The following is a 15,868-nucleotide window of genomic DNA, read 5'->3' on the forward strand; positions in this document are numbered from 1 at the left end:
TCAGAAAGGTGAAATCGTCTACACCCACATCGGGTACAAGAAGGGCGACGAGAACCGGATCAAAGCCGAGTTCCTGAAGTGGCTGCCCGAGGAATCGGCCACCGAGGAGAAGTCGGAAGAGTGAAAGCCTGGTCGGCGGCTGGCGTCCTGCTCCTCGCCCTCTGCTCCTTTTCCCGAGCCGCGGAGCTTTCCATGCAGGGCACGAACAAGGCCGAGTTCTGGCTCTACGAGCAGGACTACGCCACGCACCTTGAGGACAAGCTCGACCTGAACCTCCGCTACGGCGACCTGCGCGGCGGGCTGGGGTTGTTCCTCTACGAGCCATCAAAACCGTGGGACGCCGTCCGGCAGCCTTTGCGTCTGCTCGACTACACCGTTGCCTACAGCCCGAAGATGCTCGAGGTCCTGTACGGGAAGTTCTTCCAGACGTTCGGCAAGGGGCTCGCCCTGCGGACGTACTCGGACGACGATTTCCGGCACTACAAGAGTCTGAACGGCCTGCGCTTCATCGGTCGGCTGCCGCGGCAGACCGAACTGGTGCTGCTCGGCGCGCGGATGCGTGACATCTTCTTCCAGGAGAATGCCTACCGGGTGATGAACGCCGATTCGGTTCACGCCGACACGAACGACCAGGTGCTGGGCGCAAACCTGTCATCACGGCCGTTCAGCTTCGCCGGGTTCGGCGGGCGGTACGTGCGCGTGAACCGCACCCAGGACCCGACGCCCAAAGCGTTCAACGAGCTCTTCGGCGGCGACGCCACGATTTCGGTCGGTCCGGTCGAGATCTACGGCGAAGTCTGTCAGCGGCTCGGCACCAAACCCTATGTCGGCGGCCGCGAGAAGGGATTCGGATACTACCTCACCGGGACCGTCGCCATCGGCAGCTATTCGATAGTCGGCGAGTACGTAGACTACGACAAGCTCGGGTTCCCGGACGTCGTGCTGGCGGACAGGAGGACTTACCGCTACACCGACCCGCCGACTCCTATCAAGTCCGGCGTGGCCATCAACCGCGGAGTGGATGAACGCGGGTTCGGCGTGACCGCGTCGGGTACTCCGACTGCGCCGCTCTATGTTGAGGCGAGTCTCGGCAGCCTGAGTGCCCCGCGCGATTCGACGAAGGGCGTGATCGAGGGTGAGGGCAAGGTGCGGTACTCGCTCGGGACCGACTGGACGTTCGAGGCGAAGTTCAACCACATGGTGCAGGAGAACATCGAGCTGCATGTGGCCAGCCGCGCGACCGACAAGCCGACCATCCATGCCAACTACCTGTTCGGCCAGCACACCTTCGCTTTCGAGGCCGAGTATAACTTCGTCACCGAGGACACGGGACACATGGTCGAACCGTGGAAGTACCACGAGGCCGCCATCTCCGCCAGCTACGGCTACGGCGAAGCGCTCCTCTTCACCGTCGGCTACCAGTTCGTGGACATGAAGCTCGACCGGCGCTTCAAAGGTGAAACGTCGTGGCCGGTGGTCGAGGCAGTCTGGTCGATAACCGAGCGGAACATGCTGCGCGTGCGGATCGGCTCCGAGCGCGGTGGCTACACCTGCTCGGGCGGTGTCTGCCGTGAAGAAGCGCCCTTCAGCGGCATCAAAGCACAGCTCATCAGCACTTTCTAGAAGTGAAGCGGCGCATCAGTTTCGTTGTCCTCGCGGTTGTCGGGTTGGCCGCGGTCGTGCTCGGTATCAGGGCCGGGGACCCGGAGACGATTCACCGCTTCGCAGCCCAGATATGACTGTCCTGCATGGGGCTCGTGTAGCCTCGATGCAGGTTCCGGCACTATGACCGGCACGCGCTTCGACATCAGCGCCCGGACGCGAGTCTGTGTGTTCATTGCCATCGCCGGAGCGTCGGCAGTTTCCACGCTCCTGCTCAAATTCCTCGGGCATTTTGACTGGGGCGTGCTCTACTACGGGCTGGCCTCGATGCTGGGTTTGGGGCTCTTTCTCGCCCTGTTCCTCGGCCGGCCGACCATCCTCAACCGCTGGCTCTCTTTCGGCGTCATTGCCCTGACCGGCGCGGTCGCGGCCGCGTTCCTGAGCTTCGGCGAAAAGCTGCCGCTGGGTCGGGTACTCGTCTTCGGGTGGCTGCCGTTCGCCCTGATCATGCTGGCTACGGTCATTTTCCTGCGCCGCCGTGTCGCTCCCTACCGCGTAGTCCAGATAGCATCGGCGGTCCTGCTCAACGCCTACATCGTCGCCTACCTCCAGAACAAGATACTCTACCAGGGTTTCCTGAAGTACCTGCCGCAGCCGATACTCAACTGCTACGGTGGGCCCCTGGCGGTTTTCGCCTGCCCGATCGGCTCTACCCAGCAGATGGTCGGCATGAAGCTGCTGCCCTGGCTGCCGCTCGGCATGTTCATCGTCGTCGGCGCGGTGGTCGGGCGGGCGGCCTGCGCCTGGCTCTGTCCGTTCGGAATGTGGCAGGACCTGCTCTTCAAGGTCAAGGTTGGCGCGAAGGCGGGAAACAAGCGCTGGGCGTCGTTCGGAGGAGTCGGCCTCATCAGTGCATTGATCGCCACGGCGCTCATCTTCTTTCTGAAACTGCCGCCGCTGCGGGTCTTCCTCTACGCGTGGCTGCCGTTCAACCTGGCGGTGCTGGCCATTGTCATCAAAGGCAAGCTCGAACTGCCGCGCCGGATGCGGCTGGGCGGATTCCTGGCTGCGGTCGGGCTCGCGCTTGTCGTCTGGTTCAAGTTCGAAATCGGGTACGCGGTCGCGGCCGGGTTTGTCGCCATGATCCTGTTCGGGATTACCGGGCGCTGGCTTGGCGCCATACTTGCCGCAGTCGCCGGTTTCCTGCTCGGCTGGCTGGGCAATCCTGCCTTCCATGTCGGCCCTCTGTCGGGCCTGCCGCTGGGAATCGGTTTGGCCCTGGCGTCGCTCTTCGTGGTCGTGATGCTGGATGTGGTGGTCAAGGTGTCGCTTCCCTCCAACTTTCTCAAGTTCGGCGTGCTCTTGCTCGTGGCAGGCGTGGCTTCCTATCTCACTGCCGAGCCGTGGTTCTGCAAGCTCTGTCCGCAGGGGACGTTCGGCGCCGGCATCCCGCTCGTGCTCTGGGATCCGGTCAATGCCCTGCGTGGCCTGGTCGGCTGGCTCTACTGGGTCAAGATCGGTCTGCTGCTTTTCTTCATCGTCGCGGCCATCGCCATCAAGCGCCCGTTCTGCCGCATCATCTGTCCCATCGGTGCCGTCTACTCGCCCTTCAACAAGGGTAGTCTGATGAACCTGAAGCTGGACGAGAGCACCTGCATTCACTGCGGCATCTGCCGCAAGGTCTGCCCGATGGACATTGACCCCGTGCAGAGCCAGAACCAGCTCGAGTGCATCCGCTGCAACGAGTGCGTGGCCAACTGCCCCAAGTCCTGCCTTAGATTCCGCGCCTAACCGCGGAACGTGCACCGCATACCGTGAACCGTATTCCGTTCACTTCCCTTTGTGCCCTTATGTCTTTATGGTAGAATTCACTCCCGATGAGAAAACCTGACTGGCTGCGGACGGCCGTGCCGTCTGGCGCGGAGTTCGAGGCGACCAACGAGCGGCTGCGAGCGTACGGCATCAACACCGTGTGCAGCTCGGCTCGGTGTCCCAATCTCGCCGAATGCTGGGGACGCGGCACCACGACGTTCATGATTCTCGGTGACACCTGCACGCGCCACTGCCGATTCTGCGCGGTCAGGACCGGGAACCCGCAGGGCACGCTGGATAAGACCGAGCCCGAACGCGTTGCCCGCGCTGTCGTTGAACTCAAGCTCTTCTACGTCGTCCTGACCTCGGTTGACCGCGACGACCTGCCGGACCTCGGGGCGGGGATGTTCGCGGAAGCAGCCAGGCAAGTCAAAATGCAAAGTGCAGAAGGCAAAGTGCAAAATGGGCGGCCCGCGTCCCCTCTGGTTGAGGTTCTCACGCCTGATTTCGGCGGAAGAGAGGATCTGGCAGCGATGGTGGTGTCGGCTTCTCCCGACGTGTTCGGACACAACCTGGAGACAGTCGAGCGGCTCTCGCCGAAGGTACGTGACCCGCGTGCTTCCTACGAGCGTTCACTCGCCGTGCTGGCGACGGTTAAGCGTATCGCGCCTAAGTTGACGACCAAGAGCGGGTTGATGGTCGGACTGGGAGAAACCGACGACGAACTGCGGCAGGCACTCCGCGACCTGCGCTCGGTAGGCTGTGACATCGTTACGGTCGGCCAGTATCTCCAGCCGGCGCGAAGGTGCCTGTCGGTAGAGCGCTACTTGACGCCCGAAGAATTCGTGGCGCTGGAGAAAGAGGCCCTCGCGATGGGCTTCAAGGGCGCGCTCTGCGGTCCGCTCGTGCGGAGTTCCTATCGCGCCGCAGAAGTGTCCCATTGCCCCAGTGGCCAAGAGGTCACGTGAAGACGAACACGGGACTGGATTCCGGCACCGGACCACCGGACCACTCGACCACCAGATCACTATCCGCTTCCGAGGTGAACCGCGGACTGCGCGTCTCGATTGTCGAAGGCGGGTTCGCGATGCTCTACGCCACGCTCGCGGGCGGGATGTTCCTGACCGGTCTTGCTCTCTGGCTTGGCGCCAACTCATTCCAGATCGCGCTGCTTTCCGCCATCCCTGCCCTGGTCACCGGGTTCGGGTTCCTGTCCGGCTACCTGGTGCGCCGCGCCGGCGAGCGCAAGAATCTGCTCATCTGGACCGCAGGTATCGGCCGTTCGGTCTTCATAGTGCTCATCCCGTTCCTGCTGTTGCAGATGAAGGTCAGCCTGGTGCTTTTCTTCGTCACGGTCGCAGTGTCGAGCCTGATAATGACCATCGCGGGTACGGTCTGGCAGGCGTGGATCACGGACCTGGTGCCGGAGGAGAGGCGGGGCAGGTTCTTTGGTCTGCGTAATGCCATCCACAGCATCCTGGGCGTGACGGCTGCGTACGGCGCGGGCCGGGGCATGGACTGGCTCAAGGCGCAGGGACACGAACCGCTGGGCTACGCGCTGGCCTTCGGTCTCGCCGTAGTCTTCGGCCTGGTCTCGACGCTCCTCCTACTCCGCCAACCCGAGCCTGAACTTCCGCCGCGCCCGCGCCTGGGCCTGCGCGACACTTTCATCGGGCCGCTGAAGGAACCGCAGTTCAGCAAGCTCGTCCTCTTTCTGGCGGTCTGGTTCGTGACCGGCACGCTCGCGTCGCCGTTCTACATCGTCCACATGATGAAGAACCTGCACTTCTCTTTTGCCGCCATCGGCGTCTACTCGATGATCGGCGGCGTGACCGGCATGGTGATGCAGCTGTTCTGGGGCCGGGCCGTCGACCGGTTCGGCGCGCGGCCGGTCACGGTTCTGAACTTCGCGCTGGTCGGGGTGATGCCGCTGCTCTGGCTCTTCGCGACGCCGTCGTTCCGCCTGCCCATCTGGGGCGACGCCCTGATGAACGGCCTGGTCTGGAGCGGCGCCAGCCTCGGTCTCTGGAACCTGCTCCTCGAACTGGCCGACAACCCGGCCCACCGCGAGAGCTACTTCGCGATCTACGCCGCGGTCACCGGGCTGGGCGCGTTCGCGGCTTCGATGCTCTCCGGCGTCATCGCCCAGGCTCTGCACGGTTTCCACGTGGCCATCGCCGGGCGCACCTTCATCAACTACCACATGATGTTCATGGCTGCGGGCCTGCTCCGGTTCGTCACCCTGCCGCTGCTGCTGCGGGTGCACGAGCGCGACTCGAAGTCGGTGCCGCACACGATGCGGGCGCTCGGTACGATGGCGCTCTGGCAGCTCAACGCCGGGAAAGAGAGCGTGCTCGCCGCGCTGGGCCTGCGTCCCAAAGACGAGCCCTGATCTGACACGCCGGTTGATGCGCCGCGCGGTACTCTCTTGTCCCTTGTCGTGACCGGGACCGCGACCGCCAGGGCAAGCTGATCGTGACTGACTGATTCCTGCGGGCCGGATTCCTGGGCGGGCGTGCGGCCCGCCCTCCATCTAGAGACCGCCAGCCCAAGTCTGCGGCTTGACGTCCGGGAATCCTGCGTGAGCGGGTCAGTGGTGGAAGAGGCGGAGGCCGGTGAAGGCCATCACCATGCCGTATTCGTCGGCGGCGCGGATGATGCCTTCGTCACGGGAGGAGCCGCCGGTCTGTACTACGTAGCGGACGCCGGAACGGGCTGCACGGTCGATGTTGTCGCGGAAGGGGATGAAGGCATCGGAACTGAGCGCTACCGCGTCAAAGCGGGTGAGCCACTCCTGTCTCTCGTCGCGGGAGAGCGGCGCCGGCATGGTGCTGAAGCTGAGACGCCAGGCCGTGAGTTCGGCCTCGGCTGCATCTTCTTCGAGAAAGAGGTCGATCGCGTTGGCCTTGTCGGTGCGGGTCGTGCCCTTCTTGAAGTCGAGTCCGCGCACCTGCGGATGAAGTCGGAGCAGCCACTTGTCGGCCTTGGCGCAGGCGATGCGGGTGCAGGCGATGCGTGACTGCTGGCCCGCGCCCATGCCGATGACTTGTCCGTCATACGCGACGCAGACTGAGTTCGATTGAGTGTACTTCAGGGCCAGTGTGGCGACGAGCATGTTGGTCCGGGCTTCGTCCGGGATCTGCTTCCTGGACGTAACGACTTTGTCGAGCAACGCGGACGTTATCGGCGTGTTGTTGCGGGCCTGTTCAAGTGTGACGCCGTAGACCTCCTTGGCTTCGAACTCGGGAGGCCGATAGGACGGGTCCATCTGGAGAACCGGGTAGGTGCCGTTCTTCTTGCCCTGCAGGAGCTTGAGCGCCCCCGGTTCGTACCCGGGCGCGATGCAGCCGTCCGAAACCTCACGGCTGATGACCTTCGCGGTGGATTCATCAACGGTGTCGGAAAGCGCAATCCAGTCGCCGAACGAGGCGAGCCGGTCAGCGCCACGTGCCCGGACGTACGCAGTGGCCAGCGCCGAGAGGTCGGCGGCTTTGACGAAGCACGACTCGGCAAGTTCCGGCGAGAGCGGCAGGCCGGTTGCGGCACCGGCCGGAGAGACGTGCTTGAACGAGGCGGCCGATGGCAGGCCGGTCAGCTCCTTCATCTCGCGTACGAGTTGCCACGAATTGAGCGCGTCGAGCAGGTTGATGTATCCGGGCGCGCCGGACAGCACCATGAACGGCAGCTTGCCGTCAGGGACGAATGCGCGCGCTGGAGTCTGGTGCGGGTTGACGCCGTAGCGGAGCTTTATCTCTTCCATGCGGGTCACGTTATCGCCCCCGGCCGCAAAGTCAAGCAGGCGCAGTCACCGAAGAACTCGGGATCTGCCGTCCGGCCCGGAAGAAAGCTGTGAATGAGGAGGATGGACCCCGGATCACTGGGAGGTCGCGACCGGGTATCGCGGGAAGGCGCGCCGCAACCGGAAGCCGTCTGGCACCACACCGCCGTCTGCTCTTGACATACTGCCCGACTCACGGATAATTGGTATGGTGACAGCAGCAGCTTGGTTCAACTTCGGACCAGGTAACAAGGAGTATCCAGTGCAGCAACCTGACTCGGACCTTCACCAATGAACCCAATTGAAGTAATAGTCGCGGACGTCGCCAAGAGCGCGCTCACCGGCTGTGCCAAGAGCATCGTTGTGGAGTTGGCGGAGAGCGTTGGCGGCGCACAGCAGCTGGCCGATCAGATCGCCGCCGAGGACGCGGTCAAGCAGTGCCTGTCGACGCTGGTACAGGTGCGAGCGTCCGCCGACTTCGGCGCGGTGTCGGCCAAGGCGTTGAGGAAGTTCGGCCGGGCGCTCGGGGAATTCGTCGGCGTCCGGGGCGTGCAAGGGCAGTTGATGCGACCGTACACCGAGGAGAACACCGATCCGGCATCGGTGGCTGCGGAGCTGGACAGGCTGTGGCGCACCAATCAGGAGTATATGGGGTTGCCGCAACTGCCGACCGGATACTGGGCTCAGGCCCTGGCGGAGTACTGTGCAGCGGTAGCCAAGGTCGTTTCCAGAAGAACGCTGCTGCAGCGGGCTCGCGTTTCGGACCCGTCCCGTCGACTGTCGGTGCTGCCCGAAGCGCTGCAGATGCTTGAACAGTACGTCGCCGGCGACCCGGATTCGCCTCGCCCGACCAAGTAGTCGCCGACGCGGACATCGGTTGACATTGCCACGGTGCCGCCCCGGACCCGGGTTGTCTGATTGTCGCGCGCAACTGGGATTCCGTTCGGGGTAGTGAGAGTCCCGCAATGACGATTCCACAAGAGAGGAGATCGGCATGAATCACGTTCTTGTGCTCGAAGGAAGCCCGAGGAAGGGAAACACGAGCGCGGTGACCGATTGGGTGCTGGCCGGTATGGGCAAGGGCAACAAGGTGACGCGGGTGAAGTTGTGTGAGCTGGATATCCACCCATGTCAGGCGTGTCTTGCGTGCACGAAGACCAAGGGAGCGCCCGGTTGCGCACAGGGTGACGACATGACCGAGCTGTACGACAAGATGATCGACGCCGACCTCGTGCTCTGGACCAGCCCGATCTATTGCTGGAGCGTGACCGCCCGGGTCAAGTCGGCCTTGGAGCGGTGTTTTGCGCTGTTGACCGGCGAGGGTTTGCTGAAGGGGAGCAAGTGGGCACTGGTGCTGACCGCGGGTGGCGATGCGTTCGACGGCGCGGACCTGGCGGTGCAAGTGTTCGCACGGTTCTCACGCTACGCCGGCATAGAGTACTTGGGCCAGCACGTAGCCGCGCCCTGCCCGGATGGTGCGAAGCTCGCGGCGAGCGCCGCGCTCAGGAGCAGCGCTAGGGGCTTTGGCAAGGAGCTGGCGAAGGCGCTGAGGGCGAAGTAGTACAGGTACTGACGACTAGCTGATTCCCAGTCACCGATCAGGCCAGAATGCGGGCAACAGCCAAGGCGAGGACCCTTGGTTGTTCTGCGTTTCTTCCCCGATAGGATGCGCATCGCAGGTTTGACCGCAGGGTAGGGTCAGTCGGAAGTCAAGGGACTCGTCTTCCCTCCTCACCAGGGAGCATCCGCAGCCCGGCGACGTCGGTGTCCGGTTCTTGCTGACAACAGGATGCAGGCGCGTGAAGGAAGGCGGCCGGATCGGTCGTCCCTACGCTGGCGTGCTCGCCAGGGGGGCTTCCTGCCGGAGCGGGATGCGGAACCGGAACTCGGTCCACTTGCCCGGTTCGGAATCGGCCGTGATCTCGCCGCCGTGCCGTATGACTATCTGGCGCGAGATGTACAGGCCCAGGCCGGAACCGGTCACGCCCTTGTGTTCGGGATGGTTGAGGCGCTGGAACCGGGCAAAGAGTTTCTGCTTCTGTTCCGGCGCGAACCCGACGCCTTCGTTGCGTACCGAGAAGAGCGCCCAGTACTGGCGGACGTGCTCGCCCGAGTCAGCGTAGTCGGAGAAGCTCCGGCGCACGAGCCGGACCAGGATCTTCGAATTCTCACGGCCGTACCGGACCGCGTTGCCGAGCAGGTTGTTGAAGACGACCTTGAGCAGGGTTGCGTCGCAGGGCGCGACCAGGTACTCGAGGTCGGTCTCGATGGTCATGCCGCGGGCCCTGGCAGCCGTTGACTGGATTTCCACCATCGGCCGGATGACTTCCTCGACCAGGTCCACGGCCGGGCCGGGATGATACCGGAGTTCGCCGGTTTCGATTTGCGACAGGTCGAGGTAGTCGCGCACGAGATTGACCAGGTAGTTGGAGTTCGCAATCATCCGCTGCACCTTTTCGGCCTGTTGGGGCGTGAGTTTGCCGAGGTAGCCTTCGGTCAGGGTCTGGCCGAGAGTCACAATCGAGGCCAGCGGCGCCTTCAGTTCGTGGGCGACGAAATAGAGTATCTGGGCGTAGTTGTGCTTGGCCTGGGCAAGGTCGTCGAGGTATTTGACCTTCTCGACCGCGAGAGAGAGCGAGTCCGCGACCGCGAGGAAAGTGTCGATGTGGCTGGGCTGGTAGTTGTCGGGCTTGCGTGAACTGAAGAAGAGCAGGCCGATGGCGCGGTCGCCGGCGCGCAGCGGGCAGGTCAGGTTGGACATCACGCCGTCCTTCAGGATGTCCTGGGTTGCCCTGGAATCGGGCCGGGCGGCGAGGTGTTGTTCGAGGTTGTTGATGATACGGGGCCGGCCGGTGCGGAGAATTGGCTCGAGCGACGAGCCTTTGAGTTCTGCCCAGTAGCCCTTGTCGACGCGTTTCACCTCGGTATCGCTCCGCACCCAGCGGGACACGACCATGCCGGTTTCCTCATTGTAGAAGGCCACCGACATCCGGTCGAACGGAATGATATGGCGCATCGTCTCAAAGACGACGTCGAGCACCTCGAACAGCGACTTGCCCGAGAACCAGAGGTGCTTCAGGTCCTCGATGACCATCTGCACCGCGGCCTCGTGCAGCGGTCCGGCCGAGTCTTCCGGGGTGCGCATTTCCGGCCCGTTCACGGGTGTGGAGCTTTCGTCTTCCTTGATGATAGAAGATAGCCGGCGACGCGCCTCAGTCAACCGCGGTTCACCACTCCCAGGTTCGATTTGGGAGTTCACCACCAAGGTGCAAAGAGACGAAGAAGGTCCGGCAGGCAATGTCACTGTACGCTTGGTGTTCTTGGCGTCGGATTCGGCGGGACTTGCCAGCCGGGCTGGTTTCTGATACACTGCACTCGGTAGGTCGCACCCCGTACCATTCGCAACAATCCGTTGGCCAGACCCGAAGACAGGCAAGAATTAATAAGGAGTCGCTATGCCGAAGGTACTGATCGTTGACGACGACCCGGATATCGTCGATTCCCTGCAGCTCATCCTCTCGGCCGAGGGATATGTGGTGGCCACCGCCACGAGCAGGGAAGAGGCTATGCGTGGAGTCGACAAAGAGAAACCCGACCTCATCATACTCGATGTGATGATGGAGCAGCCGGATGACGGGTTCGTGGTTGCCCAGGATCTGCGCCACAAGGGTGTGAAGACGCCGATCATCATCCTGTCCTCCATCGGCCACGTGACCGGCTACAAGTTCGGTAAGGATTCCGAAATGGCGCCGGTAGACGAGTTTGTGTCCAAGCCGGTTGCGCCCAAAGACCTGGTCGCCAAGGTCAAGAAGTTCCTGAGGAAATGAAGATGCTGGCAACTGAAAGAGAATCGCTCCGCCACGAAATCGCGGAATTGGCGGAGAAGTACGAGCACAAGCGCGACGGGATGATGCCGATCCTCGAGGCCGTACAGGAGAAGTACCATTGCGTTTCCGACTTTGCGATGCAGGAGATTGCCCGCCAACTCGGGGTGTTCCCGACCGAGGTTTACGGCGTGGCTTCTTTCTATTCTTTCCTTTCGACCGAGCCGCGGGGGAAGTTCGCCATCCGGCTCTGCCGCACCCTTTCCTGTGACTTCGTGGGCAAGAAGGAGGTTGCGCGTCAGCTCGAGAACGAGCTGGGCATCGGGTTCGGCCGCACGACCCAGGACGGGCTTTTCTCACTCGAGTACTGCAACTGCCTGGGCATGTGCGACCACGGCCCGGCCATGCTCGTGAACAATGACGTCTACACCGAGGTCAGCCCGGAACTGGTATCGGAAATCCTCGAGAAGTACCGGAGAATGTTCGGCCCGGCCTCGCAACTGGAAGAGAAGGAGGCGCACCATGGCTAGCGTCGTTCATATCATGGAGCGCTACGAAGCCGGCTCGGGCGTGAAGAAGGCGCTTTCGCTGTCGCGGACCGAGGTCATCCGGGTCGTGCGTGAGTCCGGCATCCGCGGTCGCGGCGGCGCCGGGTTCCCGACCGCGGTGAAGTGGAATCTCTGCGCGGTGGCCCAGTCCCCGAAGAAGTTCCTCGTCTGCAACGCCGACGAGGGCGAGCCGGGTACTTTCAAGGACCGGTTGCTCCTGACCGAGCGGCCCGAGGTGCTGCTCGACGGCATCACCATCGGCGGCTACGCCATCGGCGCCAGGCTCGGGGTCATCTACCTGCGTGCCGAGTATGCCTACATGCGGCCCGGGCTGGAGGCCGCGCTGGCGGAGCGGCGCAAGAACAAGCTGCTCGGCAAGAAAGTGCTGGGCAAGGACTTCGACTTCGACATCGAAATCCGCATGGGCGCCGGCGCCTACGTCTGCGGCGAAGAGACCGCCCTCATCGAGTCGCTTGAGGGCTCACGCGGCGAGCCGCGCAACCGGCCGCCCTACCCGGTGAACACCGGGCTGGTTGGCGTTCCGACCTCGGTGAACAACGTCGAGACGCTCATCGCCTGCGCGCACATACTCGTCAAAGGACCGGAGTGGTTCAGGAAGCTGGGTACCGACGTCTCAACCGGATCGAAGCTGCTGTCGATATCCGGCGACTGCAAGCGCCCTGGCGTCTATGAAGTCGGTTTTGGCACCAGCGTCAGGGACATCCTGAAACTCGTCGAGGGCGAGGGAGCCAAGGCAGTGCAGGTAGGCGGCGCCTCGGGGCGGACGGTCCCGGCGGCGCAATTCGCCCGCAAGCTGGGCTTTGAGGACCTCGCGACCGGAGGCTCGGTCATCGTCATCGGCCAGCAGCGGGATATGCTGCACGTGGCCGAGAACTTCCTCGACTTCTTCGTCGAGGAGTCCTGCGGCCAGTGCACCCCCTGCCGTGAGGGCAACCCGAAACTGCTGGAGGGCGTGCACCTGTTGAAGCAGGGACGCTGCTCCATCAACTATCTGCGCGAGCTGCAGAATCTAGGGCGCACGATGCAGGCCGCGTCCAAGTGCGGCCTGGGACAATCGAGCGCCAATGCGTTCCTCGACATCACCGAGCACTTCCGGTCGGAAATCCTGGGCCGCGTGCCCGCGACGAAGGAGTAGTCCACGATGCCTACGAAGAAAGCCTCCAGCACCAAGCCCCAAGCTCCCGGCGCCAACCCCAAACGGGTCGCGCCGGGCGGGACCGCCCCGACCAGCGAGAAGCCGATGACCGTCCTGGCGGGCAAGCCGGGCGACATCGGCGGCCTTGTCTCGGTCAAGATGGACGATCTCGACATCAAGGTGCCGTTCGGCACCACCATCCTCGACGCGGCCAAGACCGTCGGTATCCGCATCCCGACGCTCTGCTACCATGAGGACCTCTGCCTTGCCGGTGTCTGTCGCATCTGCGTGGTGGAAGTGGCCAAACAACGTACGCTCCAGACCGCCTGCACATTTCCCATCACCGAGCCGATCACGGTCAGCACGACCAGCCAGCGCGTCCGCCAGGCGCGCCGCCACGTTCTCGACCTCATCCTCTCGAAGCACTACGGCGAGTGCTACTCCTGCTTCCGCAACAACAACTGCGAGTTGCAGGCGCTGGCCAAGGAGTACGGCGTCGATTTCTTCCGCTTTGGCCACCCGGACAAGCCCCGGTTCGAAGTCGACCGCTCCAGTTACTCGGTCGTGCGCGACATGAACAAGTGCGTCGTCTGCCGGCGGTGCGTCCGCACCTGCATCGACCTGCAGTCGGTCGGCGTCCTGACCGCGGCCAAGCGCAGCGACAAGACGCGGATCGAGACCTTCGAGGACCGGCCGCTCGCCGACGTCATCTGCATCAACTGCGGCCAGTGCATCAACCGCTGCCCGACCGGCGCGCTCCGGGCCAAAGACCCATCGGACGAGATCTGGGCGGGTATCGATGACCCGAAAAAGCACGTCGTGATGCAGACCGCGCCCAGCCCGCGCGCCGCCATTGCCGAGGAGTTCGGTTTCAAGGCCGGCACTTCGATGACCGGCGAAATGAACACCGCGCTGCGGCGCGCCGGGTTCGACATGGTCTTCGACACCAATACCACGGCCGACCTCACCATCATCGAGGAAGGCACCGAGCTCCTGACACGGCTCTACAAGGCGCTGGTCAAGAAGGAAGAGACGTTCGTGCCCCAGTTCACCTCCTGCTCGCCGGGCTGGGTCAAGTTCATCGAGCACTTCTACCCTGAGTACCTGCCCTACATGTCGAGCTGCAAATCGCCGCAGCAGATGTTCGGCGCGCTCATCAAGAGCTACTACGCCCAGAAGCAGAACATCAACCCGGCCGACATCGTGACCGTTTCGCTGATGCCGTGCTCGGCCAAGAAGTTCGAGGCGAACCGGCCGGAGATGCGTTCGACCGGGTACAAGGATGTGGACTACGGCCTCACCACCCGCGAGACCGCGCAGATGATAAGGGAGGCAGGGATCGACCTGCCGCACATGCCCAAGTCGCAGTTCGACCTGCCGTTCGGCGACGCTTCGGGCGCCGGCCTCATCTTCGGCGCCTCCGGCGGTGTGATGGAAGCGGCGCTCCGGACCGTGGTCGAGGTGGTGACGGGCTTGAAGGCCGAGCAGGTCTTCACCGACGCCAACATCATCCCGGTGCGCGGGTTTGAGGGCATCAAGTACATGGAGATCAAGGTGCCGCAGACCGGCCCGATGCTCGATTTGTTCAAGCCGCTCATCAAGAAAGGCAAGCTGGGCAAGGACTGGTCGTGGCTCAAAGGTGCGACACTCAAGGTTGCGGTGGCGCACGGGACGGCCAACGCCCGCAAAGTGATGGAAGACATCAAGGCGGGGGGGCAGTTTGCCGGCTGCCACTTCATCGAGTTCATGGCCTGCCCGGGCGGATGCCTCGGCGGCGGCGGCCAACCGATTCCCACTTCGCCCGCCATTCGCGCGGCCCGGGCCAAGGCGATCTACTCCGAGGATATGGGCCTGCCCATCCGCAAATCGCACGAGAACCCGCACGTGCTGAAACTCTACTCGGAGTTCCTCACCGACGGGCCGTGCGGCGAGGTGAGCCACAAGTACCTGCACACTCACTACACTCCCCGCGGCGACTACCTCGTCTAGACTCTACCGAATACACAGGCCGGCGGGCTCGCGCCCGCCGGCTTTCTCGTTCGCCATAGGCGCTCTTCGTTTGCAGACCCTCGTAACCTGGTGTCCCGGTGATGAAGGCGGTTCTCGCCCTTGCCGACGCCGCGACCGCACTTCTGGTCTGGACTCGGCACCACGCGCGGTCGAATCTGGCGAAGTACCGCTCGATGTTCGTCACGAAGTAGCGGAAGAAGCTCCGCGCGCTGTATACTCGCTTGCGCAGGTGGTTGCGTCGTGAGCTGTGTCCTGAGCTGAACCCGGACCTGAACCTCGACCTGAATCCGTCGCTGTACCGCGCGTTGTTCACGAAGTCTTACCGGTCGGTGTTCCGGCTGTTGTTCGCACCGTTGTTCGGCTCGATGTACGAGTCGATGCTCGCGCAGTTGTCCGTTCCGATGCGTCTCGCGATGTGTCGGCAGAGGCTAGGGGGGAGGCGGCCTGTGGGTCGTGGAGTGGGCGGCAGGATTGTGGTGCTGCGTCCGGCCAATACCACACGTTGTGGTGCCGATACCGACGCGAGCGTCTCCGCCCGCATGATAAGAGTACTCATCACGTATGTTCTCTCGCTTGTCCCAGTAACCTCAACGCTCCGCACCTACTGATCATTTATGGCCGGGAAGGGCACCTTCACCCGGGGGAAGACCGCGATGGCAGAGTACAGAACAGAGTAGGTAGTAGACGGGGAGACTGCGAAGAGGACAGTATGCAGAATTCAGTAGACAGGTGTCAGTGGAGGAACGTGAACAGGAGTTCGGGAGCTTGGGTGCTGGAGAGCCGGGGACGGAGTTCGCCGGTTTGTTCTACGGGTTGTTCTCCAGTGAGTTCGGGAGCTTGTTGCCCGAGCTGCAGTCGAGACAGCAGTCAAGGTCGCGTGCGGGTCAGTCTCCCGACTTGCCTGCCGTTCTATTCCCCGACTAACGACAGGAGCAAGTGGTCGTGAGTAGACAGCATAAGGGGCAAAGACGGGCGCAGGCCCGCCTTCTGCTTCTGGGCAGGCGACTGGCGCCAGCTGGCGCAACTTGACACTTGAGCGGGTGGGGCTATAACTAGGCGTGCGCGAGCGGGGTGGCGCGTCCCGTGCTACGGCTTCAGGCCTTGGGGACAGTCCACGCCGGGACAGTCCCCATCCGTC

13 protein-coding genes are annotated in these 15,868 nt (G+C 63.3%); 11 read left to right on the forward strand and 2 right to left on the reverse strand.

Annotation, left to right across the window (positions count from 1 at the left end; translation table 11 throughout):
- The first annotated feature begins 120 nt into the window (after window positions 1-120).
- The 4 genes from FJY68_01740 to FJY68_01755 all read left to right on the forward strand — a co-directional run bounded on the left by FJY68_01740 (window position 121) and on the right by FJY68_01755 (window position 5,806).
- Window positions 121-1,623 (forward strand): hypothetical protein, encoded by a 1,503-nt coding sequence (locus FJY68_01740; protein ID MBM3330557.1) that lies wholly within the window; start codon window positions 121-123, stop codon window positions 1,621-1,623.
- Window positions 1,624-1,785: 162 nt separating this feature from the next.
- Window positions 1,786-3,393, forward strand: a complete 1,608-nt coding sequence (locus tag FJY68_01745) for a 4Fe-4S binding protein (protein ID MBM3330558.1) — start codon at window positions 1,786-1,788, stop codon at window positions 3,391-3,393.
- 86 nt (window positions 3,394-3,479) lie between these two features.
- Window positions 3,480-4,382 (forward strand): lipoyl synthase, encoded by a 903-nt coding sequence (gene lipA / locus FJY68_01750; protein ID MBM3330559.1) that lies wholly within the window; start codon window positions 3,480-3,482, stop codon window positions 4,380-4,382.
- Window positions 4,379-5,806: an MFS transporter gene (locus FJY68_01755; protein ID MBM3330560.1), complete on the forward strand. Its 1,428-nt coding sequence runs from the start codon at window positions 4,379-4,381 to the stop codon at window positions 5,804-5,806. Before lipA ends, FJY68_01755 begins: the two co-directional genes overlap by 4 nt.
- A gap of 198 nt (window positions 5,807-6,004) precedes the next feature.
- Here FJY68_01755 and FJY68_01760 read toward each other — a convergent pair whose 3' ends face one another.
- Entirely contained in the window at window positions 6,005-7,174 is a 1,170-nt protein-coding gene (locus FJY68_01760; protein ID MBM3330561.1) for a phosphoribosylaminoimidazolecarboxamide formyltransferase, read from the reverse strand.
- A 309-nt stretch (window positions 7,175-7,483) separates the two neighbouring features.
- Between FJY68_01760 and FJY68_01765 the strand changes: the two genes are divergently transcribed.
- Entirely contained in the window at window positions 7,484-8,050 is a 567-nt protein-coding gene (locus tag FJY68_01765) for a hypothetical protein (protein MBM3330562.1), read from the forward strand.
- 136 nt (window positions 8,051-8,186) lie between these two features.
- On the forward strand, window positions 8,187-8,753 hold the full coding sequence (locus tag FJY68_01770) for a flavodoxin family protein (GenBank protein ID MBM3330563.1): 567 nt from the start codon (window positions 8,187-8,189) through the stop codon (window positions 8,751-8,753).
- Between the two features lie 267 nt (window positions 8,754-9,020).
- On the opposite strand, the gene FJY68_01775 is transcribed toward FJY68_01770, so the two are convergent.
- Window positions 9,021-10,412 carry a GAF domain-containing protein gene (locus tag FJY68_01775; protein MBM3330564.1) on the reverse strand — a complete coding sequence of 464 codons (1,392 nt, stop codon included), beginning with the start codon at window positions 10,410-10,412 and terminating at the stop codon, window positions 9,021-9,023.
- 235 nt (window positions 10,413-10,647) lie between these two features.
- On the opposite strand from FJY68_01775, the gene FJY68_01780 reads away from it, so the two are divergent.
- From FJY68_01780 to FJY68_01800, 5 genes are all read left to right on the forward strand, one after another.
- Window positions 10,648-11,019, forward strand: a complete 372-nt coding sequence (locus tag FJY68_01780; protein ID MBM3330565.1) for a response regulator — start codon at window positions 10,648-10,650, stop codon at window positions 11,017-11,019.
- 2 nt (window positions 11,020-11,021) lie between these two features.
- Window positions 11,022-11,546, forward strand: a complete 525-nt coding sequence (gene nuoE, locus FJY68_01785; protein ID MBM3330566.1) for an NADH-quinone oxidoreductase subunit NuoE — start codon at window positions 11,022-11,024, stop codon at window positions 11,544-11,546.
- On the forward strand, window positions 11,539-12,720 hold the full coding sequence (locus FJY68_01790; GenBank protein MBM3330567.1) for an iron hydrogenase: 1,182 nt from the start codon (window positions 11,539-11,541) through the stop codon (window positions 12,718-12,720). Before nuoE ends, FJY68_01790 begins: the two co-directional genes overlap by 8 nt.
- Window positions 12,721-12,825: 105 nt before the next feature.
- On the forward strand, window positions 12,826-14,709 hold the full coding sequence (locus tag FJY68_01795; GenBank protein ID MBM3330568.1) for a 2Fe-2S iron-sulfur cluster binding domain-containing protein: 1,884 nt from the start codon (window positions 12,826-12,828) through the stop codon (window positions 14,707-14,709).
- Between the two features lie 254 nt (window positions 14,710-14,963).
- Entirely contained in the window at window positions 14,964-15,338 is a 375-nt protein-coding gene (locus FJY68_01800; GenBank protein MBM3330569.1) for a hypothetical protein, read from the forward strand.
- Window positions 15,339-15,868: the final 530 nt, after the last annotated feature.

This window comes from candidate division WOR-3 bacterium (genome assembly GCA_016867815.1).
In the GTDB taxonomy this organism is placed as follows: Bacteria; Hydrothermota; Tepidihabitantia; order Tepidihabitantales; family Tepidihabitantaceae; genus UBA2258.

Bases quoted from the DNA above. Each gene is read 5' to 3' on its own strand.
- lipA (MBM3330559.1), top strand. From the start codon at position 3,480: ATGAGAAAACCTGACTGGCTGCGGACGGCCGTGCCGTCTGGCGCGGAG.
- FJY68_01760 (MBM3330561.1), bottom strand. From the start codon at position 7,174: ATGGAAGAGATAAAGCTCCGCTACGGCGTCAACCCGCACCAGACTCCA.
- FJY68_01765 (MBM3330562.1), top strand. From the start codon at position 7,484: ATGAACCCAATTGAAGTAATAGTCGCGGACGTCGCCAAGAGCGCGCTC.
- nuoE (MBM3330566.1), top strand. From the start codon at position 11,022: ATGCTGGCAACTGAAAGAGAATCGCTCCGCCACGAAATCGCGGAATTG.
- FJY68_01745 (MBM3330558.1), top strand. From the start codon at position 1,786: ATGACCGGCACGCGCTTCGACATCAGCGCCCGGACGCGAGTCTGTGTG.
- FJY68_01770 (MBM3330563.1), top strand. From the start codon at position 8,187: ATGAATCACGTTCTTGTGCTCGAAGGAAGCCCGAGGAAGGGAAACACG.
- FJY68_01790 (MBM3330567.1), top strand. From the start codon at position 11,539: ATGGCTAGCGTCGTTCATATCATGGAGCGCTACGAAGCCGGCTCGGGC.
- FJY68_01780 (MBM3330565.1), top strand. From the start codon at position 10,648: ATGCCGAAGGTACTGATCGTTGACGACGACCCGGATATCGTCGATTCC.
- FJY68_01795 (MBM3330568.1), top strand. From the start codon at position 12,826: ATGACCGTCCTGGCGGGCAAGCCGGGCGACATCGGCGGCCTTGTCTCG.